Below are 24,310 nucleotides of genomic sequence, written 5' to 3'. Positions count from 1 at the left end.
ATATTGCTAATAATCTTATAATAAAAATACGACATATAAATTAAAAATTTAAGTAAATTGTTCTAATGTGTTAAATGTTGGAAAATATTCTTACAAAACTTCTATCTACAAATTAAAAGCCTTTCTCGTTATGATAATAATTAAGGGAGGCGGTGCAGGGAGGAATAAAAATGATAAATGGGAGAATGCTGAGAATTATACATTATCTTTACAACGAAAAAGATACAACTTTTAAAGATGTTTCTAAAGTATTAGATATTAAAGAAAGATTAATTCGGTATGATATTGAAAAAATTAATGATTTTTTAGAAATTCAAAAATTACCAGTAATTCAAAAATTACCAAAAGGTCGTTTGTTATTTCCAGATACATTATCATTAAATGATTTTGAACAGGGTGATGAATTTATTTACACTCAAGATAATCGAATATCTTTAATTTTATTATTATTGCTTTTAGATCCACAACAAGTTAAATTAAATAAACTTTCTTCAGAACTCCAAGTTTCTAGATCAACATTAAAAAAAGATTTGGATTTACTAGAAACTCAATTATTGAAAAAACATATTAATATTCAATATAACCAATATTTTAAATTAATTGGAAATGAGATTAATATTACTAATTTAACGATTGAAGAATTTGAAAAATATGTAGATTTAGTTGCAGGGAATAAAGTATTAATTAATGCATTTGAAGAGAAAATCCTAGAAATTATTAATAAATCTTTTAATTTTATTAGTTTAAGAGATGTTGTAAAATGGATAGACGAGCTATTAGATAGTATGCAATGTTTATTAACAGATCAACTATATAAATGGTATGTTGCTAATGTTCTAATTTTATTGTTTTACATCATAAATAATAAAACGCATCCTTTAGAAAAAACAAATATAAACCCTGTTGAATTAACGATTTTTGATGCATCAATAAATGAATTAGAAAATATTATACAAAAAAAGTTAACATTAAAAGAACAGAAAATTCTAGTACAACTATTAAACTATACCAATAAATATGGTAAATATGAGCAATCTATGGATATCATCCAGGTAGAAACAATAACTAAACAATTTATTTTACTCATGTCAGAAAAAATTGACTTGCCATTTGAAAAAGACAAAATTCTTTTTGAAGGATTAATGAATCATATGTCTGCTTTGATTACCCGATTAAAACAAGGAATAAAGCTGAATGATAATATCACTTCTATTTTATCAAATAGTGATATCAAAGTATTTGAAATAGTTTTATCAGTAACTAAGGAAATCGAATTACTTGATCAAATTAATAATGATACAGAAATCACTTATCTTGCAATTCATTTTATTGCTAGTATGAAAAGAATAAAAGATAATGAGTATAAACATATTTTATTAGTGTGTGGATTCGGTTATGGAACATCGACGATGTTAAAAGAAACATTAATGAATGAATTTCAAGTAACAATAGTAGATATTATACCTACATATAGAATAAATAGTTATCAAAAATGGAGTGACATTGATTATGTTGTTTCTACTTCTCCAGTTAAATTACCAGTTGATATTGAGTTGATTTGTGTTAATCCTATTTTAACACAACAAGATTTTATTAATATGAGGAATAAAGGAATACCAAGAAAAACAACTCTTGCTCATTATTATTCAATTAATCAACACCTAGACTTTTTAACAGATGATCAACGCTTAAGAGTTCTAGATGTTATTCAAAAAGAGTTAGGAAATCAATTAGAAAAGAAGACCATAAAAAAAATAAATAAACTAAGTGATTTGTTGACATACGAAAATATAAAAATGGTAGATCAGAAAATGAGCTGGCAAGAATCTGTCTACGCTAGTACTGACATTTTATTACAAAAAGATCTTATCAATAAAAACTATGTTGATGAGATATTTGCAGGAATTGAAGATCTTGGTTTCTACTCTGTGACAGATGAAAGTTTTGCTTTATTACACGGGGAAAGTAACGAAGCGATCAAACAAAGCACGATGAGCCTGTTGATAAATAAACAGCCAATAAAATTCAAAAATAAGACAATTAAGTTAGTATTTGTTTTAGCAAGTAAAGACAAAAAAGAACACATACCTGCCATAATAACGTGGGTAAGAATGATTACAAATACAGATGTTATATCCCAATTAACTGAATGTAATGATTTGCTTGAAGCGTATCAAATATTATTGAACTGTGAAAGGAAGGTGATATAAGAGTGAGTTCAATTATTCAAAAAGAATGCATAGTTTTTGATATTGACACATGTGATAAAAATGAAGCGATTTTAACATTAGTAAAAAGATTAAAGGGTCAAAAAAAAATTACAGGGGTATACGATTTTTATCAAGATGTATTAAATCGAGAGAGAATTGCTCCAACAGCTATTGGGTACAAAATTGGTTTACCACATGGAAGAACGAATAATGTAATTGAACCAGCAGTTTGCTTTGGGAGATTAAATAATGAGATTGTTTGGAACGAAAAAACTAAAGAAGTAGCAAATATTGTTATTTTAATTGCAGTTCCTAAAGATAATAATGAGAATTTACATATGCAAATATTATCAAAATTGGCACGTAAACTAATGCATGATGACTTCAGGAATCAATTGACAACCAGTGATAAAGAAGAGGTTTACAAATTGTTATGTGAAGGGTTGGAGGTATAATAATGGAAGTCAAAGAAAAAGTTTCAACAATCAAAAAGCATTTATTAACAGGAACATCGCATATGATACCATTTATTGTTGCAGGAGGTGTTTTGTTTTCTTTAGCAGTTATGCTAAATCCTGAAGGAGCAGCGACACCAAGGATAGGATGGTTAGGAGATCTGGCTAAGATTGGAAATGCGGGATTACAATTATTTGTATCAGTATTAGGTGGATACATCGCATATTCAATCGCTGATAGACCAGGATTGGCACCAGGGATGATAGGTGCATATCTTGCTGATCAAATCGGTGCAGGTTTTTTAGGTGGAATAGTAGCTGGATTTATTGCTGGATATGTAGTAAAGGCGTTAAAGAAAATAAAATTGCCTATTTCTTTAAAATCTTTAGGATCAATATTTTTATATCCATTATTTGGGACTTTGATTACCGGAGGAATTATTGTTTGGGTAATTGGTGCTCCTATCTCATTACTTATGGATGGTTTGACTAATTGGTTAAATACATTAAATCGTGCGGGTAAAATCCCTTTAGCAGCTATATTAGGAGCTATGACAGCATTTGATATGGGAGGACCTGTCAATAAAGTTGCAACGCTGTTTGCACAAACACAGGTAGATACTTTGCCGTATTTGATGGGAGGTGTTGGTGTAGCTATTTGTACACCTCCGATTGGTATGGGAATAGCAACATTACTAGCACCAAAAAAATATAATACTGAGGAAAAAGAGGCTGGAAAAGCAGCTATTATTATGGGTGCTGTAGGGATTACTGAAGGAGCAATTCCTTTTGCTGCTAATGATCCATTACGAGTAATTCCTTCGATTGTAGTTGGGGCAGCCATAGGGAATATAATTCCTTTTTTGATGGGAGTATTGAACCATGCTCCTTGGGGAGGACTAATAGTATTACCAGTTGTAGAAGGCTGGCTGGGTTATATTTTAGGGATAATAGTCGGGTCTTTAATAACTGCGTTAATGGTAAATTTTTTGAAGAAGGATAATAAAGATATAACAGATTATGATAAAGAAATTCAAATAGAAGATGATTTAGATATTGAATTTACAGAGTTATAAAATTGGAGGTATAAAAAATGAAAGTTGTAGGTGTAACTGCGTGTCCTTCTGGTGTAGCACATACTTATATGGCAGCCGAGGCATTAGTGATGGCAGGAAAGAATTTAGGGATCGATGTAAAAATTGAAACTCAAGGAGGTGCTGGTGTAGAAAACGAGTTAACTGCAAAAGATATTCAAGAAGCAACTTGTGTTGTATTAGTCAATGATGTTGCAATTAAAGGGATGGAACGCTTTAAGGGAAAAAAGGTTGTTCAAATGGGTGTTTCTGATATCATAAAAAAAGCGGGACCACTAATGGTCAAAATTAAAAAAACATTTGATTAATAGAAATGCTATTAATTTAAAATGGACAAATTTTGTAAAAAAAGGTTACAAATTTTACAACTTTTATCTGTATAACGATTGTGTTAAAGTTAATACGTAAAGAGTTATAAGAGAAGGAGGAAAATATGAAAGGGAAAAAGAAACAAATTTTTTCATGTCTTGCAAGTGGATTGATTACTGTTTCAACTGTTATTAGTGCATGTCCAATTAATGTATTAGCAGTAGAAAAGAGAAATCAATTAACACAAGATGAGATTCTTTGGCACACTTCATTTAATGATGAACCAGGATTTTTAGAAAGTACGGTTGATGAAACAAAGGGTAGTGAAAATATCAAAGGTTTTGTACCAGCTGAAAAGATTAAAGGTGATATTACAACTTCGGTCGTACTTAGCACTGTTACTGGAAGTAATGATTTTAATGATGCTGAAAGAAAAATTAAGTTATTTGATAGCGATAGTGGAACTAAGTTTTTAACTAATGATAATGTTCCAAGTACTGAAAATCCAGTACGTGTTGAATTTGCTTTTGATGAAGCAAAAACATTGGATCGCTATGCTTTAGTATCTGCTAACGATGCTCCAGAGCGTGATCCTAAGACATGGACTTTTTATGGTTCAACTGATGGTGAAACATGGACAGTAATAGATCAACAAAGTGATCAAACATTTGAAAAACGTTATGAAACAAAAGAAATAATGATTTCTGATCCTGTAGCTTATCAATATTATAAAATTGAGATAACTGCAAATAAGGGTAACGGTCAAATGACACAATTTGCTGATTTATTATTAGGAACTGGAGAAGAAAAGGAAGAAGTTCAAGAACCAACAATGGTTACTAAAATTTCAACAGGACCTACTGAAGCATGGAATCAAAAAGCTAATGCAGGTTGGGATGATGGATATGCTCTTGAAATTTCAGGAACACATTTAGGAACAGAGGCAGCACATTCATGGAATGTTTTATATAAGGATTTGAATATTACAATCGATGAAAATACTGCTTTAAGTTATTTGATTTTCCCAGGTTTAGTTGATAGTGAATATGATTATAACTGGACTCAAATGAATATGGCAGTAGATTTAAAATTTGCTGATGGAACATATTTGAGTGATGCTGGTATTGATGATACTAATGGAAACTTGTTAACACCACAAGGACAAGGTGATTCACGTACATTATTAACTAATCAATGGAATAAAATTACAGCACGCTTAGGTCAATATCCAAGTCTAAGAGGTAAAGTGATTACTGAAGTTTTAGTTGCTTATGACAACAAAGACAATAAAGCAGACGAAGATGTAGATTTTAAAAATTATTTAGATGATATCAAAATCTTTGAAGAAGCATTAGAAGATTATGATGATGATAATTTAGCTGAATATGTAAATATCTTACGAGGAACTAACGATACAGCTAATTTTTCTCGTGGATTGACTGCTCCACTTGTAACGATGCCTCATGGTTTTAATTTCTGGGCACCAGTAACAAATAGCGGTGATAACAAGTTATATACATATCAACAAAATGGAACAACTGGAACATTGAAACATATCACAGTAAGTCATGAACCAAGTTATTGGGTTGGAGATCGTGGAAACTGGGAATATATGATCAACACTAGTATCGATCCTAATGGAACAGGATCAATTGGCGCTAGTGAAAGAGCAGCTGTTTTCTCACATGAAAACGAAACTGCAAAAGCTCATTATTATGCAGTAGAATTTAATGAAGGAAATGCTCAAGGTTCTAAATTAGAATTATCACCAACTATGCATGGTTCAGCTACTAAATTTACATTTACTGAAGATGCAACATATCATAATGTAATTTTAGACACTGTCCGTGGAAGTGATAAAAAAGTAACTTTAAATGATGATAAAAAATCATTCACTGCTCAATCAAATCCAAATAGTAATGGTATGAAAACTATGTACGTATATGGTGAATTTGATACTGAGTGGACAAGTGAACGCTATGGAAATAGTAATCAAAATTCTGCAATTCTAAACTTTGGTGATGCTGAAACTGTAGAAATGAAAGTTGCAACTTCTTTCATCAGCTATGAACAAGCTAAAAAGAACTTAGAGTTAGAATTAGGTGGAAAAGACTATGATGATGTTTATAACGAAGCACGTGAAGAATGGAACGACAAATTAGATGTCATTACTGTTAAAGGTGCTACTCATGAACAAAAAGTAACTCTTTATTCAAATTTATATCGTATGTTTGCTTATCCAAACTTATTATCTGAAAATACCGGAACTAATGAAGATCCAGTATGGGAATATAAGAGTACGGTAAGTAATGAAGTTAAAGAGGGTGAATTATATTACAATAATGGTTTCTGGGATACATATCATACAACATGGGCTGGATACCAATTATTAACACCTTCTAAATATGAAGAAATGTTAAACGGTTTAGTTGAACATTACAATGATGGTGGCTGGGTTCCAAGATGGGTTGCACCAGGTGGTACTAACTCAATGGTAGGAACTAGCTCAGATGTTATCTTTGGTGATGCAGCTGCTAAAGGTGCAAACTTCGAATTAGAAGATGCCTATAAAGCTTCGTTAAAGAATGCTGCTGTTGCTAATGTTGAAAATCTTACTTTAGGTGGTAGAGCTGAATTAACAACTTCTATCTTTAGAGGATATACAACTAATTCAACTGGTGAAGGATTCTCATGGTCAATGGAAGGATATATCAATGACTATGGAATTTCACAAATGGCTCAAAGACTTGCTGATGAAGCATTAGAAGCAGGAGATAATGAAGCAGCTCAAACTTATCAAGACGAAGCAGATTATTATCGTAATAGAGCATTAAACTACGTAAAATTATTTGATGGATCATCAGACGATCCTACTGAAAAATGGTTTAAAGGTAAAAATGCTAGTGGTGAATGGACAAGTGGAGATAGTTTTGATCCAGTATTCTGGGGTGGAGACTACACTGAAACAGATGCATATAACATGACTGTTACAGTACCACAAGATGGAAATGGTTTAGCTAATCTATATGGTGGACCTGAAGCCTTAGGAGAAAGAATGGATACTATCTTTACAACAAAAGGAACTTACAATGGTTATAACGCTGTTGATGGAGTTGGTGGTATTCATGAACAAAGAGAAGCACGTGAAGTTAAACTAGGACAATATGGTCATAGTAATCAACCATCACACGGAATTATCTATATGTATAATTACGCTAAACAACCATGGAAAACACAAGCATTAGTTCGAGATGTATTACATAGATGTTATGTTGGTGCAGATTTTGGACAAGGTTATATAGGTGATGAAGATAATGGTGAAATGAGTGGATGGCAAGTTTTATCATCATTAGGATTCTTCCCAGTAAATATGGGTAGTGGTGAATTTGCAATTGGTTCTCCATTATATGAAGAAGCAACAATTCACTTAGAAAATGGTAAAACAATGACAATTAAAGCTAACAATAACAGTGATGATAATGTTTATATTCAATCAATGACTGTTAATGGTGAAGCTTATAATTCAAGTTTTATTTCTTCAGAAACATTAACTAATGGTGGAGAAATCGTATTTAATATGGGATCTACACCTAATAAAGAATGGGGAATTGAAGGTGAAGGAACTTCACTTACTAGTGGAACAGATTTACCAAACCCACAAGAAGATTTAACAGTTGCAAATTTAAATGTTCAAGAAGATTTCAGTACTAATGTAAACAGAGATACAGTTGCTGGAAAAGGAATTACTAATATTACTAATTTATTTGATAATAATTCAAATAATGCAGCAACATTTACTGAAGATACTGATTTATATTATAGCTTTATTAGACCAGTTAAAGTTAATATGTTAACTTTAACATCTACAAAAGATCAACAAGCTGATGCACCAGATTCATTTGTATTATATGGATCAAATGATGGTGAAACTTGGTCTGAACTTTCAAGTAGAGAAAACGTAGAATTTGAATGGGGTAGATATACTCGTCCATTTAGTAGTGATGGTACAAATGGATACCAATATTATAAACTATCACTAAAAGGTGGAACTACATTATCAGAAGTTGAATTAATTGGTTATACTAATGATTATTCAGCTATTGATAAAGATTTATTAAGTAAAGTAATTGAATCTGCTAAAGCAGTAGATCAAACAAATTTAGGTGAAGCTGTTAAACAATTGTTAAATGATGGTATTGCAGCAGCACAAGCAGTAGTTGATGATCCTGATGCTACTCAAGATGAAATCGTTGCTCAATATACAGCTTTACAAAACATTTTAAATCGTATTTCAAATATTAGAGACGGTTTAGCTAAAATTGAAGCAGAAACTTATGATACAAGTCATAGCAGTATTGTAAATGACGGTCCTAACATTGGTGGAGTTAAAAAGGCTACATGGGTTGGATATAGAGATGTAGACTTTGCAGTAGCACCAAATCAGTTAGAAGTAAGATATTCTGTTCAAAATAGTGATGGATGTCAAAATGGTGAAATCGAAGTTCGCTTAGATTCTCGAGATGGTGATGCACTATTTACAGTAGGTACTACTCATACTGGTGGATGGAGTAATTATGTTACAACAACAGTGGATATTCCAGAAGATGTACAAGAACAATTTGTAGGATTACATGATGTATACTTTACATTTGTAGGAAATGATTCTGTTGATGCAAATAAAGCATATGTTGCTAATGTTGATTACTTTGATTTTAGTAAGATCTTAACTCAAAACGTTACAGTTGAAGGTGAAGGTTCTTTAGTAACAAGTGACTTTGATGTTGAATATGGTGAAAACTTTACATTAGAAGTAGCACCAAATGATGGTTATAAAACTGTAGCTGTGACAGTAGATGGTGAACCAGTTGCTGACTTTGTTCCTGGAACAAATACAATCGTTTTAGAAAATGTAGATAAAGCTCATGATATCGTAGTAATTTTCGGAGAAGATAAAGCTTATGATATTAGTCTAAGCGATAATTTAGGTGACAATGCAAAAGTTGAATTTACTGATAGTGAAGGTAATGTAATTGATTCATCAAAAGCAGGAAAAGTTGTAACTATCAATATTTCAGATATTAGTAGTAAAAAAGTATTAACAGATGTTAAAGTAAACGGAACTTCAATTACAGTAAGCGCGACAGATAATGGTTATACTGGTACATTTGTAATGCCAGATGATAGTGTTGAAGTAGAAGTAGTTTTAATTGATAAAGCTAATAAGACAGCATTAGCTATAGCTATTGATATGGCTGAAGCTGCAGATTTAGAAAATGTAGTGCCTGCAGTAGTAACTGAATTCAATGAAGCATTAGAAAATGCTAAAGCAGTTTACAGCAATGAAAAAGCTACTCAGGAAGAAGTAAATAACGCATTTGATCGTCTAGCAAATGCAATGCATATGTTAGAATTCTATAAAGGTGACAAAACAGCATTACAAAAACAAGTAGATCAAATCAATGGTTTAGATGAAAGTAAATACATTGAATCAACATGGAGTGCAATGTTGCCAGTATTAGAAAAAGCAAATGATGTATTAGCTGATGAAAACGCAATGCAAGATGAAGTTGATGAAGTATTTACAGAATTAGTAAAAGCTTTCTTAGACTTAAGATTAAAACCAAATAAAGACTTATTAAATGACCTAATTAATAAAGCCCAAGGTTTAAATGCAGCTAGTTATACAGCTGAATCATGGAATGTATTGCAAGAAACATTAAGCAACGTACAAGCAGTATTAGATAATCCAGAAGCAACAGAAGCTGAAGTTGCTAATGCACAAGCAGCAATAGAAGCAGCTATTGCCGGATTAGAAGTAAAACCATCTCTACCTGCTGAAGTAATTAAACCAAATATTTCAACTAGTGTTGATGGTGGAAAAGAAAGTGCAATTAATACAGGAGATACAGTAAACTTTGTATATCCAGTTGCAGGATTAGCTCTTGCTTCAGTTGTACTAGTTGCAAATAAGAAAAGAAAAGAATCTAATTAATAATAGTTAAATAATTTTCTCTCACAATAAATGAAAAGCTATCATTCAGTTATGAGTATTTATAACATGAAGATAGCTTTTTATATTAAAATTTGTAATATTTTAAAGAATTGAATGATGATTTAAATTATAAAATCAAGAGAATTTTGTAAAAATTGTGGATAAAAAAATAAAAAAATCCTAAAATTTAATATTTGTCAATTGACAGAAAGCGCTTTCTAGAGTATGATTAATAATGTAAAGATTGTATATAGTGTGTAACTGGTAAGGCAGGCATTAGCTATACTAAGATTTATAAAAAGTTTTGCTTTTTATATTTGCTTTGTATTGCTAGTGCCTTTTTTAATGAAAAGCGCGCATTCATTATAACTGGTTGACAGTATATTACGATTAATTATAGGAGGAGAGAGAAAATATATGAAAAAGACTTGTAAACGAGTTTTAGCGACTTCAATGTCTATGGCACTTGCAGTAACTAGTGCAATACCTGCATTTGCAAAGACAATTGATGGTAGTATTTCTTCACGTGAAGAAAGAAATGCTGAACTTTCTATGAATTTAGCTACCCAAGGTATGGTTTTATTAGAAAATGAAAATAATGTGCTTCCAATGGCAAAGAGTGGAAATGTTGCATTATTTGGTAAAGGAGCTGTTGAAACTGTAAAAGGTGGTACAGGTTCTGGTGATGTTAATCAGCGTTCTGTAGTAACTGTATGGGATGGATTTAAAAATGCTGGATATAATGTTACTTCTGAAAGCTGGTTAAGTGAATACGAAACATATTTTGATGAAAACGGTGGAAATGGTGGCGGAATGTGGGGAGCTCCATTTGTAGATGAGACAGAAATTACAGATGCCCAAATTGAAGAAGCTAAAGTCAATGGAACAGATACCGTAGTTTATGTAATTGCACGTAATTCTGGTGAAGGTAGAGATAGAACAAATACAACTGGTGATTATCAATTATCAGATATTGAAAGAGCTAACTTAGAAAAAGTAGCAGCTAACTTTGAAAATGCTATTGTGGTATTGAATGTAGGTGGAGTTATTGATACAAAATTCTTTAATGAAATCGAAGGATTAGATTCATTATTCTTAATGTCACAAGCAGGAATGCGCGGTGGAGATGCTGTTGTTAAAGTACTTAACGGTGAAGTAACTCCATCTGGAAAATTGACAGATACATGGGCAGTAAACTATGAAGATTATTCATCATCTGAAACTTTTGGAGCTAATGATAACGAAGTTACACAAGAAGATTATACAGATGATATTTATGTAGGATATCGTTATTTTGATACATTCAATGTAACACCAGCATATGAATTTGGATATGGATTATCATATACAGATTTCAATCTAGATGTAACAGATGTAACAGTAGATGCTGAAAATGTAACAGTAGATGTAAGAGTAACAAATGTAGGAAGCAAATATTCTGGAAAAGAAGTAGTTGAAGTATATTTCTCAGCTCCTGATGGAGAATTAGAAAAACCATATCAGGAATTAGCAGCATATGGAAAAACAGATGAGTTAAAACCAGGAGAATCACAAACATTAACAGTATCATATAAAACAACAGAAATGTCTTCATACTCAGAAGAAAGAGCAGCTTATATCATGGAAGCTGGAGATTATGTAGTAAGAGTAGGAAACAGTTCAAGAAATACAAGCGTAGCCGGAGTAATCACATTAGATACTACAGCTACAACAGAACAATTAAGCAATCAAATGGTGCAAGATGAAGAGATTGATCTTTTATCAAATGCTGGAGTAGCACCATATACATATGCGGGAGAGGCAGAAGAAATTGCAGCTGCAGAAAGATTCACAATAAATGCAGCAGATATCAAAACAGAAAACAACGCATCAGAATATGATGATGAAAGTGTAACAACATATGTATTTGAAGACAGTGAATATGAAGCAGTAGATCAAGAAGCAAATCCACGTTATACAAGAACACCAAGTGGAAACAATACAACACCAAGTCAATTGATTGAACCATACGAAGAAAATATCGTAGTAGTAGAAAAAACAATGGAAAACCCAACATTACTTGATGTATATCAAGGAAATGTAAGTATGGAAGAATTCTTAGCAAGTCTAAGTATTGAAGAAATGTCATATATCGTAGAAGGAATTGGTTGGGGTGGAAGTAATACACCAATCATCGGAGCTCAAAGTAATTCAGTACAAGGAGCAGCTGGTGAAACAACAAGCAGATATTATGAAACAAGAACAATTCCAAACATCGTATTAGCAGACGGACCAGCAGGAATCCGTATTACACAAAGCTATACACAAAATGGAACAACATATTATCAATATTGTACAGCATTCCCAATCGGAACATTAATCGCACAAAGCTGGGATAAAGATGTTGCAGAAGAATTTGGAAATGCAATTGGAGAAGAAATGGTAGAAATGGGAGTAACAATGTGGTTAGCTCCAGGAATGAACATTCATAGAAATCCATTATGTGGACGTAACTTTGAATATTATTCAGAAGATCCATTGGTAGCTGGTGTAACAGCTGCAGCAACAACAATTGGTGTACAAAGCCATGAAGGTATCGGTGTAACAATCAAACACTATGCAGGAAATAACCAAGAAAACAATCGTAATGCAGTAAATAATACAATCAGTGAAAGAGCATTAAGAGAAATCTATTTAAAAGGATTTGAAATTGCAGTAGAAACATCAAATCCATTAGGAATCATGACATCATACAACTTAAATAATGGAATGCCAGCAGCAGATGATTATGATCTATGTACAGACTTAGCAAGAGGAGAATGGGGATTCAATGGATTGATCATGACAGACTGGGGTGGAGGACAATCAACACCAGTAAACTCAATGCATGCCGGAAATGACTTGATCATGCCAGGTGGATCATCAGCATCAATTGCAGCAGCAACAGGAGTAACACTTCCATTAGGAGATTTACAAAAAGCAACACGCAATGTATTGAATGTAATCATGGATTCAACACAATTCAAGAAAATCGGAGTAGAAAACGGTGTTGAAGTAGAAATCGGAGCATTCACACAACATGCAGGATTAGATGAATTCTTAAGTTCAGCAAAATCAGCAGTATCAACAGTAAATAAAGTAGCATTATCAATTGCAGTAGAAGTAGCAAACAATGTAAGTGAAGAAGAATTAGCAAAAGTAGTACCAGCAGTAGCAAATGAATTCAATGCAGCATTAGAAGAAGCAAAAGCATTGTTAGCAGATGCTGCAGCTAGTCAAGAAGCAGTAGATGCATCATTTGATCGATTAGCAACAGCAATTCAAATGTTAGACTTTATCAAAGGAGATAAAGCAGCATTACGTTCACTAGTAAATATGGTAAACGGAAAAGATGAAGCATTGTATACAGAAGCAACATGGGAAGTATTTGCAGCAAAATTAGAAACAGCAAATAATGTCTTAGCAGATGAAAATGCCTTCCAAGAAGAAGTAGATGAAGCATATGATGGATTAATAAGAGCATATTTAAACTTAAGATTAATACCAAATAAAGATGTATTAAATGACTTGATCAATAAAGTAAACGGATTAAATGCAGCAAGCTATAGTCCAGAATCATGGGCAGCAGTAAGCTTAGCATTAGAAAATGCAAATACAGCAATGGCAAATGCTAATGCAACACAAGAAGAAGTAAATGCTGCAGCAGAGGCACTAAGCAGTGCAATCGAAGGATTAGTAGAAGCAGCAGTAGAAGCTGAAGTACCAAGTACATCAGTAAACGAAGGTGTAACAAACACTGCAGTAAAAGCAGGAGATACAACAGCAAGTATCAAGACAGGAGATAGTGCAAGCTTAGGATACTCAGTAGCAGGATTAGCATTAGCAACAGTAGTATTAGCAGCAAACAAAAAAAGAAGAGCACATAAATAAAAAAATGCAATAAGAAAAGCATGAATTTAATTTCATGCTTTTTCTATTACATTATTAATACTGTTATTTATAAAAAAATTTTGTTATTATAAAAATCAAAGGTAGTGATAAAGTGGATAAATTTAACATATTAAAGGAAGAAATATTAAAGTGTCGTATCTGTAATAAAAAAGTCGAGCATGAATTACGTCCAGTGTTTTGGGGAAATAAAAATGCTAAAATAATGCAAATTGGTCAGGCACCTTCGTTAAATGTGCATAACACCTTAAAACCCTTTAATGACTTAAGTGGAAAGAAATTAAGACAGTGGTATGATCTTGATGAAGAGACTTTTTATGATCCTGAAAATTTTTATCTTACATCTTTAGCCCATTGTTATCCTGGTAAAGCAAAAAGCGGTGGAGATCGTTTGCCACCTAAATGTTGCAGTGATAGATGGTTAAAGCAGGAAATATCATTAGTTGAAAATGAATTATATATAATTATTGGAAGTTATGCTGCTAAAAAATTTTTCCCTAATCAGGATTTTAAAGATTTGATATTCAATGATCAAATTTTATATGATAAAAAAGCTTTTGTTTTACCACATCCTTCACCATTAAATGTAAGATGGTTTAAAGCTAACCCGGAGTTTGAACTTGAAAGAGTTAAAGAATTAAAAAGAGCAGTACGTAAAGTTTTAGATATATAAAATTTTATTATGTTTATAAATTATGATAGAAAGTAATTAGTTCAACTATTAAAATTTTTAAAATTATGCTAAAAAGATAAATTAATTTAATTATAATAGTTAAAATATTTATCAAAGTAGTTGAGAAAAAGCTAAAAATAAAGTACACTTATCGTTGTAAATTTGATAAAATAATTATAGAAAGTGAAGTGAAGGTGATGGATCAAGTAGAGATTGTAATTGTTACAGGAATGTCAGGTGCTGGAAAAACTAGTGCAATGGCTTGTTTTGAAAATTTAGCATTTCGTTGTATTGATAATTACCCAGTTGCTTTGTTAACTGAGTTTGCAGAATTGGTACAAGATGATTCTAAATATCAAAGGGTTGCTATGGCAGTAAGCCTAGATGATGCATTAAAAGCGATTAGATTATTATCTAATTTAGACTGGATTCATTTATCAGTAGTATTTTTAGATTGTGACGATGAGGTATTAGTTAAAAGATATAAAGAAACGAGACGATCTCATCCATTGCTTATTTCTAATAAAGCTTCTTCTTTATTAGAAGCAATTGAATTTGAAAGAAGATTGGCAGAGCCGATTTCTAAATTAGCTAATTTATCAATTGATACTACAAAATTAAAAGGAAGTAGATTTCAAAATCTTTTAGAAGACTATTTTAGTAGTGGAAAAGTAGATCCGTTTAGAATTACTTTTGAATCATTTGGATATAAACATGGTGTGCCTAAAGATGCTGATTTATTATTTGATGTTCGTTTTTTACCAAATCCATTTTATATAGAAGAATTACGTACATTAACCGGAAATGATAAAGCGGTTTATGATTATGTTATAGAAAAAGAAGAAACAAAAGTATTTATCAAGAAGATGACAGATTTATTTGATTATTTATTAAAAGAGTATGAAAGAGAAGGTAAAATGCATTTAATTATTGGTATTGGTTGTACCGGAGGACAACATCGTTCAGTTACTTTAACAAATTATTTTGCAGATTATTATAGTAAGTTTTATCAAGTACATCGTTTACATCGAGATGCTGATCATTAGGAGTTATTATGATATCCTTTTCGCGAATTGTTAAAGAAGAAGTAGTTTTTAATGATTTTGAATCATGTTGTCAAAAAGCAATGCTATGTGCAGTAATCAAAATTAATGGTACATTATCACTATCGAGTTATGGTCTTTCTTTAACGATTAGAACAGAAAATGCTAAAATTGCTTCTAAGATTCATAAAATGTTAAAGGAAGAATATAACCCACAAATAGAGTTTTTGGTTTCACGCAAAATGAAATTAAAGAAAAATAATGTCTATATATTAAAGGTTACTAAAGCTAGAGAAATTTTAGACGATTTATCATTAATGGATGGTTTAGGATTTAATCTAATTCCTGATAAAAGTATTCTTGCAAAAGAATGTTGTATTAGAGCATATTTAGCTGGAGCATTTTTATCATGTGGAAGTGTTAATAATCCTGAAACTTCGAATTATCATTTAGAAATGAGTTTTAATGAAGAAGAGTTTGCAGGTTTTATTGCTAAGATAATGAATAATTTTGAATTAAATGCAAAAATAATAAAGCGTCGTAATAAGTATGTAGTTTATTTAAAATCATCAGAAAAAATTGGAGATTTTTTAAGGGCAATAGGCGCTAGTCAATCAGTTATGAATTTTGAAAGTACTAGAATTGATCGAAATATGTCAAATACAGTTAATCGCTGGAATAATTGTGATATAGCTAATGAAATAAAGTCCTTGTCGACCGCTAATAAACAGATCGATGATATTAATATAATTGAAATGTTTATGGGACTTGATATGCTTGATGAAAAGACGCGTTCAGTTGCATTGATCAGGAGAAAATATCCAGAAATGACATTAAAGGAGTTAACGGAAGCTTATTATGAAGAAACTGGGCAGACTATTAGTAAGTCTGGATTACATCATCGGTTTAAAAAAATAAGTGAAGAGGCTAAACGATTAATTCAGATGGAGAATGATTGATATGGATAAAATTGAAATTAGATTTGGTTATCGAGTTAAAGAAATACGGTTAAAGCAAAATATTTCTCAAGAGGAATTAGCTTTTCGTTGTGGTTTATCAAAAAACTATATTTCTGATGTTGAAAGAGGAACAAGAAATATTTCTTTGCGGTCAATTGAAAAGATTGCTGATGGTTTTGCTATTAATATTAAGGAATTATTTGAATTTAAGTAGTATATTAATAAATTAAGGAGCTGAGATCATGGGATTTTATTATGCTATATTAGTAATTTTGATTATTATAATTGTATTAAGTTTACTTTTAAATCTTTTAACTAGCCCAATTACTTGGATTATTATAGCAGTATTAGTAATCTGGTCATCGATAAAAAGATATTTATATCAAAAACGTTTAGAGGAATTTAATAAAGAATTTCAACGTAAAACAGAAGAAAAACGAAAAGCTTATTATAGTCATGAAGAATATCAGCGAGGTAATGACGATGTCATTGATGTTGATTATAAAGAATACGAAGATGATAAATAGTCATCTTTTTATTTAGAATAAAAAAGACTCGACAGAGTCTATTTAAATTTTGCTAATTGTTTCTTTAATAAGACTATAGCTGTAACACTGGCAATAAATTCAGATATTACAAATGATAACCAAACGCCATTTAAGCCCATCAGTGATAATAAAATATAAGCTAGAGGTAGAGTAATCACAAGCTGTCTTAACAATGAAATAGTCAATGAATATTTACCGATTCCTAAAGATTCAAATACTCCAGAAATAACGATTCCAAAAGTCGAGATAATAAAACCTAATGAAAAGATTCTTAATCCAATAACCCCAATTCTAATTAACGAATCAGTCGCATTAAACCACGATAAAATAAATTTAGGGAAAAGTACAAAAATAAAAGCACCACTACATAATATTACTGAAACAACGACTATTGAAACCTTAATAATTTTTTTAACCCGTTCAAAATATTGCGCTCCATAATTATAACTGATTAGTGGACGCATTCCCTGAATCAATCCATTTGCTGGCATATAAACAAATGATTGTAATTTAAAATAGACACCAAAAAAAGCAATCGCAGTTTGACTAACTGTAGCTAAAAGACTATTCAGCAATGCCACCAATATAGAAGGCATAGCAGTCATAACTCCTGAAGGAACGGCAATGGAATATATGGCTTTGATAGTTTGAAATTCTGGTTTAAAATTTTTAAAAGATATTTTTAAAGCAGATTTTTTTCTAAATAGAAAAATTGCTAATAAACAGGCACTCATTTGACCAATAATAGTAGCAATTGCTGCTCCGGCAACACCTAATTCAAGAAAACCATTGATTCCAAAAATGAGAATAGGATCTAAAATGATATTAACTACAGCCCCAATTATTTGCAATATCATCGGAATCAACATATTTCCGGTAGCCTGAAACATTTTTTCAATAGTTATATGAATTATCGAGCCAAAAGTAAAGGTAATTACGATTCCGCCATATGTAATTGCATAATTCAATACAGTCAAATCATTAGTAAAAATTAAAAAGAATGGTTTCATCAAAAAAACACCGATAAAAACGAAAATCAAAGAATGGATCAAAGATAGAAAAATCCCATGATCACAAATATTATCTGCTCTTTTTTTATTGTTTGCACCTAAATTTTGGGCAATCAAAGCATTGATGGCAACGCCTAAACCAACAGAAAAAGCCAATGATAAGTTTTGTAAAGGAAATGCAAGAGATAATGCTGTTAAAGCCTTTTCTCCTAATTTAGCTACAAAAATACTGTCAATGATATTATACATTGATTGAATCAACATAGATATCATTGGTGGTATAGCCATTTTCATTAATAAAGGAAAGATTGGCTTATGAGCCATATTGTTATATTCCTGATTCATAAAGTCTCCTTTCATAAAAAAAGCTACAGCTGCTTGTTTATAAATCAGAAACAAGTAAAAGCTATAGCTTTATTAAAGCAAATTATTAATTTACAAGAAATAGGATACAAGAATAATCAATTACTGTCAACATAATTTAATATTATTTATAAAGCAACATAAAATAGCTAAAGCATATCTTTTATTTTATGATAAATAGGTTATAATTATAAATAACCATAATTATCTTGGTTAGAGTTGTGTGGGAGGAATAATGAAAAAAATAAAAGAAATAGTAATAGTTGAAGGTAAAACTGATACAGCTTTGTTAAAAGAGTTATTTGTAGTAGATACAATTGAAACCCATGGGTTAGCACTAGATAAAAAAACATTAGACTTGATCAAAGAAGCCAGTAAAAATAGAGGGATAATTATCTTAACCGATCCTGATTACCCTGGAAAAAAAATTCGTGATCAAATTCAAGCCGCTGTACCAAATTGTAAGCATGCATTTGTATCAAAGAAGGATGCTACAGGTAAAAAGAAATTAGGGATTGCTGAAGCTAAAAAAGAAGCTGTTATTGCTGCATTAGAGAATATGGTTAGTTTTGAAGCCGATAGACAAAGTATTACCTGGAAAGAATTTTTAGAGTTAGATATTATTGGTAATAAACAAAAAAGATTATTAGTTTATGAATTGTTTAATCTTGGATATGGAAATGTTAAGACTTTATTCAAACGTTTAAATATGGTTGGAATCACAAAAGATGAAATATTAAAAAAACTAGAAAATTAAGGTGAATCGAATGAAAGATATTGCAACTCTTACAACAACAAAATATATATTAAATAAGTATAACTTAAATGCTCTAAAAAAATTTGGGCAAAATTTTTTGATTGATGCAAATATTGTAAATAAAATTGTTGCTCAAGCGAATATAAATAAGAGTATCGCTGTAATTGAAGTAGGACCAGGGATAGGGGCTCTGACGCAAATATTGGCACGTCATGCAGGAAAAGTAATCTGTTTTGAAATAGATGAAAGATTTAAACCAGTGTATGATGAATTTTTGAATGTCGATAATGTTGAAATAATTTTTGGTGACTTTATTAAACAAGAGCTAGAACCAATTATTGAAAAATTAAAACAAGATTATTCTCAAGTCTATTTGGTTGCAAATTTGCCTTATTATGTTACAACAGCAATAATCGAAAAAGTTATTTTTAGTAATGATAAAATAGATGAATTGATCATTATGGTACAAAAAGAAGTAGCGTTAAAAATGACCAGCAAATATAAAAATCCATTATTATTAATGATCGAAGATATGGGTAAGACTGAATACTTATTTACAGTCAATAAAAATGTTTTTTTACCAGCTCCTCATATTGATTCTGCAATTATAAAAATTTCATTAATTAAAAATCCAAATTTAAAGTTATATAATATATTAAATATATGCTTTAAGCAGCGTAGAAAAACAATACTTAACAATTTAAAACAAGAATATGATAATGCTTATGAAATATTATTAGATTGTGGAATTGATACTAATAAAAGATGCGAGGAGTTATCATTAGATGATTTTAAAAATATCACCGATAAAGTTTAGAATGCATATAATATATTGGTGATATTGATGAAGATTGGTGATATTGTTTGCCGAAAAAAATATGGTAAAGATATTTGTTTTAGAATAACGGATATTAAAGATGGCATTTACTATTTGACGGGAATAGAATATCGCTTAGTTGCTGATAGTGATGAAAGTGATTTGGAATTAAGTGATTTTAATAGTGAAAAGAATGATATAATAGTAGAGAATAAACCGTGTTTAAAAGGCAGTGTCTTGCATATTGATGGTGATAAAAATTATTTGGAAATGTGTTTAGCTAAATATAAAGAATTTAATATAAATGTATATGGATATTATATGAAAGAACATGAAATCAAAGATAAAATTATTCCGCTTTTAGAAAAACACAGGCCAGATTTATTAGTTATTACAGGTCATGATGCAATGAAAAAAAACGGTGATCGAAAAAATATAAATAGTTATTTGCATACAAAAGATTTTGTCGAAGCGATTCGCAAGGCTAGACTATATCAAGATGATAAAGATAGTTTGATTATTTTTGCAGGGGCATGTCAGTCATACTATGAATTATTATTAGCTAGTGGAGCTAATTTTGCTTCTAGTCCAAGCCGTAAAAATATTCATGCCTTGGATCCGGTCTTTGTTGTTAGTCAAATTGCTAATGCAAGTATTAAAAATTATGTTGATTTAGAAAAAATCGTTGCTAAAACTTCTAATAAACATTTAGGAGTTGGGGGAATCGATACAAGGGGAGTAGCAAGAAAAATTTATCCGACAAGCAGGTGAAATAATGAAAGTAAAAGCATATGCAAAAATAAATCTAGCGTTAGATGTAGTAAGAAAAAGAGAAGATGGGTATCATGAATTAGAAATGATCATGGCACCAATTACTTTACATGATTTAATTTATATTAATACTATTGAAGAAGGAATTGAAATTGAGTCTAATAGTAAGATCATGCCTACTGATCAGCGTAATATTATGTATAAGGCAGTGTCATTGATCAAAGAACGTTATGGAATAAAAAAAGGAGTTAAGATCTACGTATATAAACATATTCCTACTCAGGCTGGTTTAGCGGGAGGAAGTGCTGATGGGGCTGCTGTTATAAAAGCAATGAATAAACTGTTTTATTTAAATTTAACTAATGAAGAGATGGCAGCCTTAGGTAAAGAAATTGGTGCAGATATTCCTTTTTGTATATACCAAAAATTAGCGTTTGTTAGTGGGATTGGCGAAAAGTTAAGCTTTATAGATGTTCCGTTTGAGTGTAAAGTACTGTTAGTTAAACCACGAAAAGGTGTTTCTACAAAAAAATCATTTAATAGTTTGAATTTAAATAAAATAAGTCATCAAGATTGTAATTTAATGATAAAGGGAATTGAAGAGAATGATTATCAAGCAGTTATTGATAATTTACAAAACACTTTAGAAGCACCTTCTATTAAAATGGTTCCTGAAATTGCAAAAATAAAAGAAGAAATGTTAGAGATAGGGTTTGATGGGGCATTAATGTCTGGTAGTGGATCATGTGTTTTTGGACTTACTAGAAGTGATATAATATTAGAAAAAGGGTTTAAGTTTTTTAAAGGAAAATATTATTTTGTGAGAAAAACAGAAATATTGAATGAAAAAGAAATCATTTAAGTGATTTCTTTTTGTATTATAAGCTTTTTTATCTTTTTTTTCTTTAATTAATGAGGATTTTTTGTTATTATGTTGTTGTTAAAGAGGTGTTAAGATGAAAACTTATGCGGTAGTGATGGCGGCTGGTAAAGGAACCAGAATGAAATCGGACAAACCTAAAGTTGTCCATGAAGTTTTATATAAGCCAATGATCAATCATATTGTAGATGAACTTAGACATGTTGGGGTCGATGAAATCTATGTAATTGTAGGTCATAAGGCTGAAGAAGTTGAAAAATTGTTAGATAATGTAAATATTATCTATCAAAGAGAACAATTGGGAACTGGGCATGCTTTAATGCAATGTAAAGAAGCATTGGCTAATAGACCAGGAACAACAGTAGTACTAAATGGAGATGCACCATTAATTACAAGCAAAACATTAAAAGATTTAATTGCTTATCATAATGATAATCAATTAAAAGGAACGATCATGACTTGTGATTGTGATTTAGACAAAAAATTTGGTCGAGTAATTAGAGTAAATGATCAAGTTAAAGGAATTGTTGAATTCAAGGATTGTAGTCCTGAGCAAATTAAGATCAGTGAAATGAATTGTGGTGAATATTGTTTTGACAATATTGCTCTATTTGAAGCATTAGAAAAAATAACTAATGATAATGCTCAAAATGAGTATTATATTACAGATGTCATTGGAATTATGAATGATGATAATCTAAAAGTTGGTGGTTATAAGATTCCTGATTTAGCTGAGGTAGGTGGAATCAATGACCGGGTGGAGCTAGCTGAAGCCACAAAAACATTACAATTAAAGGTAAATAAAAAACATTTATTAAATGGCGTTAATATTATTGATATCGACAATACTTATATTGGTGTAGATGTTACTATTGCTCCTAATACAACTATTGAACCAGGATGTATTATCAAAGGAAAATCAAGTATTGGAGCAAATTGTCATATTGGTCCATACTGTGAATTTACAAATGTAGAAGTTAAGGATAATGTAGAAATCAAATTTTCTGTTATTTCTGATTCAATTATTGAAAATGGTGTTGATATTGGACCATTTGCACGATTGAGAACAAATTGTCATATTTTAGAAAATGCTCATATGGGTAACTTTGTTGAAATGAAGAAAGCTGTTTTTGGAAAAGGCAGCAAAGCATCACACTTAACATATGTTGGTGATGCTACAGTTGGAAGTAATGTTAATATGGGTTGTGGAACAATTACTTCAAATTATGATGGAAAAAATAAATTTCAAACAGTTATTGGTAATAATGCTTTTATTGGATGTAATAGTAATTTAATAGCACCAGTAACAATAGGCGATAATGCATATATAGCTGCAGGTTCAACTATTACTGATCAGGTTGAAGATGATGCGTTTGCTATTGCTCGTGCGCGTCAAGTTAATAAAAATGGATATGCTAAAGTATTGGAAGAAAAAAGAAATCAAAAAGGAAAATAGGAGAAAAAAATGAAAAATAAAATAACTGTCTTTGCATTGTCAGCTAGTGGTCAATTAGCTAATGATATTGCAGAAGAATTAGGAACTAAAGTAGGAAAAAGTAAGGTGCATCATTTTGCAGATGGTGAAATTTTAGTTGAAATTGATGAATCAGTTCGTGGAAAAGATGTTTTTATCGTTCAGTCTACTTCTAATCCAGTTACTGAAAATTTAATGGAAATACTAGTTTTAACTGATGCTTTAAAAAGAGCTTCAGCTAGGGAAATTACAGCAATTATTCCTTATTTTGGATATGCTCGTCAAGATCGTAAAGCTAAACCAAGACAACCGATTACTTCTAAACTAGTAGCTGATTTATTAACTGTGGCAGGAGTTACAAGAGTTGTTACAGTTGATTTACACGCTGCTCAAATTCAAGGGTTCTTTGATATTCCTGTTGATGAAATGCAGGCGTTGCCATTAATTTCAAATTATTTTAAGAAAAAAAATTTGGAAGATATTTGTATAGTTTCTCCTGATCATGGTGGGGCTACAAGGGCTCGTAAATTAGCGGTTGCTTTAGATGCTCCAGTAGCAATCATTGATAAAAGAAGACCTAAACCAAATGTAGCTGAAATAATGGGAGTTTTAGGAGATGTATCAGGTAAAAATTGTATCATGGTCGATGATATGATTGATACAGGCGGAACAATTGTTGCTGGAATTGAAATGTTAAAGGAAAAAGGTGCTAAGTCTGTTTATGTGGCTTGTACACATCCAGTATTTTCAGGACCAGCTGTAGAAAGACTACAAAACTCTTCTGCTGATGAAGTCGTTGTAACAGATACGATTAAATTGCCTGAAGAAAAAATATTCCCTAAATTAAAGACAGTTTCTGTAGCGGGATTACTTGCTAAAACTATTGAAAATATTGAAAACTGTTTACCAGTTTCTGATGTATTCCAAATGTTTGATTTTGATAAATAGATATAAAATATATTTTTAAACCAGAAGTCATATCGTATAGATATGCTTTCTGGTTTTTAATTTGTACAAGCTGAAAAGAT

At 31.0% G+C, this 24,310-nt stretch carries 18 protein-coding genes; 17 read left to right on the top strand and 1 reads right to left on the bottom strand.

Annotated features, from left to right (window positions below):
* The first annotated feature begins 170 nt into the window (after positions 1–170).
* The 11 genes from OC535_RS06635 to OC535_RS06585 all read left to right on the top strand — a co-directional run bounded on the left by OC535_RS06635 (position 171) and on the right by OC535_RS06585 (position 17,189).
* Positions 171–2,210 carry a PTS sugar transporter subunit IIA gene (locus OC535_RS06635; RefSeq protein ID WP_024721396.1) on the top strand — a complete coding sequence of 680 codons (2,040 nt, stop codon included), beginning with the start codon at positions 171–173 and terminating at the stop codon, positions 2,208–2,210.
* Positions 2,211–2,212: 2 nt separating this feature from the next.
* Positions 2,213–2,665, top strand: a complete 453-nt coding sequence (locus tag OC535_RS06630; RefSeq protein ID WP_024721395.1) for a PTS sugar transporter subunit IIA — start codon at positions 2,213–2,215, stop codon at positions 2,663–2,665.
* 2 nt (positions 2,666–2,667) lie between these two features.
* Positions 2,668–3,741, top strand: a complete 1,074-nt coding sequence (locus OC535_RS06625; RefSeq protein ID WP_227052056.1) for a PTS fructose transporter subunit EIIC — start codon at positions 2,668–2,670, stop codon at positions 3,739–3,741.
* Positions 3,742–3,758: 17 nt separating this feature from the next.
* Positions 3,759–4,067, top strand: a complete 309-nt coding sequence (locus OC535_RS06620) for a PTS fructose-like transporter subunit IIB (RefSeq protein ID WP_227052054.1) — start codon at positions 3,759–3,761, stop codon at positions 4,065–4,067.
* 125 nt (positions 4,068–4,192) lie between these two features.
* Positions 4,193–10,060: a GH92 family glycosyl hydrolase gene (locus OC535_RS06615; RefSeq protein ID WP_498823450.1), complete on the top strand. Its 5,868-nt coding sequence runs from the start codon at positions 4,193–4,195 to the stop codon at positions 10,058–10,060.
* Positions 10,061–10,477: 417 nt separating this feature from the next.
* The gene (locus OC535_RS06610) at positions 10,478–13,969 is read left to right on the top strand and encodes a glycoside hydrolase family 3 protein (protein ID WP_498823449.1); all 3,492 of its coding nucleotides are present in this window, start codon (positions 10,478–10,480) and stop codon (positions 13,967–13,969) included.
* A 112-nt stretch (positions 13,970–14,081) separates the two neighbouring features.
* On the top strand, positions 14,082–14,660 hold the full coding sequence (locus OC535_RS06605; RefSeq protein WP_498823448.1) for a uracil-DNA glycosylase family protein: 579 nt from the start codon (positions 14,082–14,084) through the stop codon (positions 14,658–14,660).
* Between the two features lie 197 nt (positions 14,661–14,857).
* Positions 14,858–15,706 (top strand): RNase adapter RapZ, encoded by an 849-nt coding sequence (gene rapZ / locus OC535_RS06600; RefSeq protein ID WP_498823447.1) that lies wholly within the window; start codon positions 14,858–14,860, stop codon positions 15,704–15,706.
* Between the two features lie 8 nt (positions 15,707–15,714).
* Complete coding sequence (gene whiA, locus OC535_RS06595) at positions 15,715–16,662, top strand: DNA-binding protein WhiA (RefSeq protein ID WP_024721391.1); 948 nt, start codon at positions 15,715–15,717, stop codon at positions 16,660–16,662.
* Between the two features lies 1 nt (position 16,663).
* Positions 16,664–16,876 carry a helix-turn-helix domain-containing protein gene (locus OC535_RS06590; protein WP_024721390.1) on the top strand — a complete coding sequence of 71 codons (213 nt, stop codon included), beginning with the start codon at positions 16,664–16,666 and terminating at the stop codon, positions 16,874–16,876.
* 28 nt (positions 16,877–16,904) lie between these two features.
* Positions 16,905–17,189, top strand: a complete 285-nt coding sequence (locus tag OC535_RS06585) for a hypothetical protein (RefSeq protein WP_024721389.1) — start codon at positions 16,905–16,907, stop codon at positions 17,187–17,189.
* 38 nt (positions 17,190–17,227) lie between these two features.
* Here OC535_RS06585 and OC535_RS06580 read toward each other — a convergent pair whose 3' ends face one another.
* Positions 17,228–18,565, bottom strand: coding sequence for an MATE family efflux transporter (locus tag OC535_RS06580; protein WP_498823446.1), 1,338 nt, complete (start codon positions 18,563–18,565; stop codon positions 17,228–17,230).
* Between the two features lie 253 nt (positions 18,566–18,818).
* On the opposite strand from OC535_RS06580, the gene rnmV reads away from it, so the two are divergent.
* The 6 genes from rnmV (at position 18,819) to OC535_RS06550 (ending at position 24,230) form a co-directional block, all read left to right on the top strand.
* Positions 18,819–19,340, top strand: coding sequence for a ribonuclease M5 (gene rnmV, locus OC535_RS06575; RefSeq protein WP_024721388.1), 522 nt, complete (start codon positions 18,819–18,821; stop codon positions 19,338–19,340).
* A gap of 10 nt (positions 19,341–19,350) precedes the next feature.
* A complete protein-coding gene (rsmA, locus tag OC535_RS06570; protein WP_498823445.1) occupies positions 19,351–20,157 on the top strand; it encodes a 16S rRNA (adenine(1518)-N(6)/adenine(1519)-N(6))-dimethyltransferase RsmA in 807 nt (268 codons plus the stop codon).
* Positions 20,158–20,184: 27 nt separating this feature from the next.
* The gene (locus tag OC535_RS06565) at positions 20,185–20,928 is read left to right on the top strand and encodes a sporulation peptidase YabG (protein WP_024721386.1); all 744 of its coding nucleotides are present in this window, start codon (positions 20,185–20,187) and stop codon (positions 20,926–20,928) included.
* A 4-nt stretch (positions 20,929–20,932) separates the two neighbouring features.
* Positions 20,933–21,790, top strand: coding sequence for a 4-(cytidine 5'-diphospho)-2-C-methyl-D-erythritol kinase (gene ispE, locus OC535_RS06560; protein ID WP_024721385.1), 858 nt, complete (start codon positions 20,933–20,935; stop codon positions 21,788–21,790).
* A gap of 94 nt (positions 21,791–21,884) precedes the next feature.
* Positions 21,885–23,264: a bifunctional UDP-N-acetylglucosamine diphosphorylase/glucosamine-1-phosphate N-acetyltransferase GlmU gene (gene glmU / locus OC535_RS06555; RefSeq protein ID WP_498823444.1), complete on the top strand. Its 1,380-nt coding sequence runs from the start codon at positions 21,885–21,887 to the stop codon at positions 23,262–23,264.
* A 9-nt stretch (positions 23,265–23,273) separates the two neighbouring features.
* Positions 23,274–24,230, top strand: a complete 957-nt coding sequence (locus tag OC535_RS06550; RefSeq protein ID WP_024721383.1) for a ribose-phosphate pyrophosphokinase — start codon at positions 23,274–23,276, stop codon at positions 24,228–24,230.
* Positions 24,231–24,310 lie beyond the last annotated feature (80 nt).

Source organism: Clostridium sp. Marseille-Q5894, from assembly GCF_946902305.1.
Classification (GTDB): Bacteria; Bacillota_I; Bacilli_A; order Erysipelotrichales; family Coprobacillaceae; genus Thomasclavelia.
Note: the sequence above shows the minus strand (reverse complement) of the source record. Positions and strands in the feature narration are given on the sequence as shown.

What these genes read in the sequence shown, in the direction of transcription:
- OC535_RS06590 (WP_024721390.1), top strand. Translation starts at nt 16,664, where the DNA reads ATGGATAAAATTGAAATTAGATTTGGTTATCGAGTTAAAGAAATACGG.
- OC535_RS06615 (WP_498823450.1), top strand. Translation starts at nt 4,193, where the DNA reads ATGAAAGGGAAAAAGAAACAAATTTTTTCATGTCTTGCAAGTGGATTG.
- rnmV (WP_024721388.1), top strand. Translation starts at nt 18,819, where the DNA reads ATGAAAAAAATAAAAGAAATAGTAATAGTTGAAGGTAAAACTGATACA.
- ispE (WP_024721385.1), top strand. Translation starts at nt 20,933, where the DNA reads ATGAAAGTAAAAGCATATGCAAAAATAAATCTAGCGTTAGATGTAGTA.
- OC535_RS06625 (WP_227052056.1), top strand. Translation starts at nt 2,668, where the DNA reads ATGGAAGTCAAAGAAAAAGTTTCAACAATCAAAAAGCATTTATTAACA.
- rapZ (WP_498823447.1), top strand. Translation starts at nt 14,858, where the DNA reads ATGGATCAAGTAGAGATTGTAATTGTTACAGGAATGTCAGGTGCTGGA.
- OC535_RS06585 (WP_024721389.1), top strand. Translation starts at nt 16,905, where the DNA reads ATGGGATTTTATTATGCTATATTAGTAATTTTGATTATTATAATTGTA.
- OC535_RS06610 (WP_498823449.1), top strand. Translation starts at nt 10,478, where the DNA reads ATGAAAAAGACTTGTAAACGAGTTTTAGCGACTTCAATGTCTATGGCA.
- rsmA (WP_498823445.1), top strand. Translation starts at nt 19,351, where the DNA reads ATGAAAGATATTGCAACTCTTACAACAACAAAATATATATTAAATAAG.
- OC535_RS06550 (WP_024721383.1), top strand. Translation starts at nt 23,274, where the DNA reads ATGAAAAATAAAATAACTGTCTTTGCATTGTCAGCTAGTGGTCAATTA.
- OC535_RS06580 (WP_498823446.1), bottom strand. Translation starts at nt 18,565, where the DNA reads ATGAATCAGGAATATAACAATATGGCTCATAAGCCAATCTTTCCTTTA.
- OC535_RS06620 (WP_227052054.1), top strand. Translation starts at nt 3,759, where the DNA reads ATGAAAGTTGTAGGTGTAACTGCGTGTCCTTCTGGTGTAGCACATACT.
- OC535_RS06635 (WP_024721396.1), top strand. Translation starts at nt 171, where the DNA reads ATGATAAATGGGAGAATGCTGAGAATTATACATTATCTTTACAACGAA.
- glmU (WP_498823444.1), top strand. Translation starts at nt 21,885, where the DNA reads ATGAAAACTTATGCGGTAGTGATGGCGGCTGGTAAAGGAACCAGAATG.
- OC535_RS06565 (WP_024721386.1), top strand. Translation starts at nt 20,185, where the DNA reads ATGAAGATTGGTGATATTGTTTGCCGAAAAAAATATGGTAAAGATATT.
- whiA (WP_024721391.1), top strand. Translation starts at nt 15,715, where the DNA reads ATGATATCCTTTTCGCGAATTGTTAAAGAAGAAGTAGTTTTTAATGAT.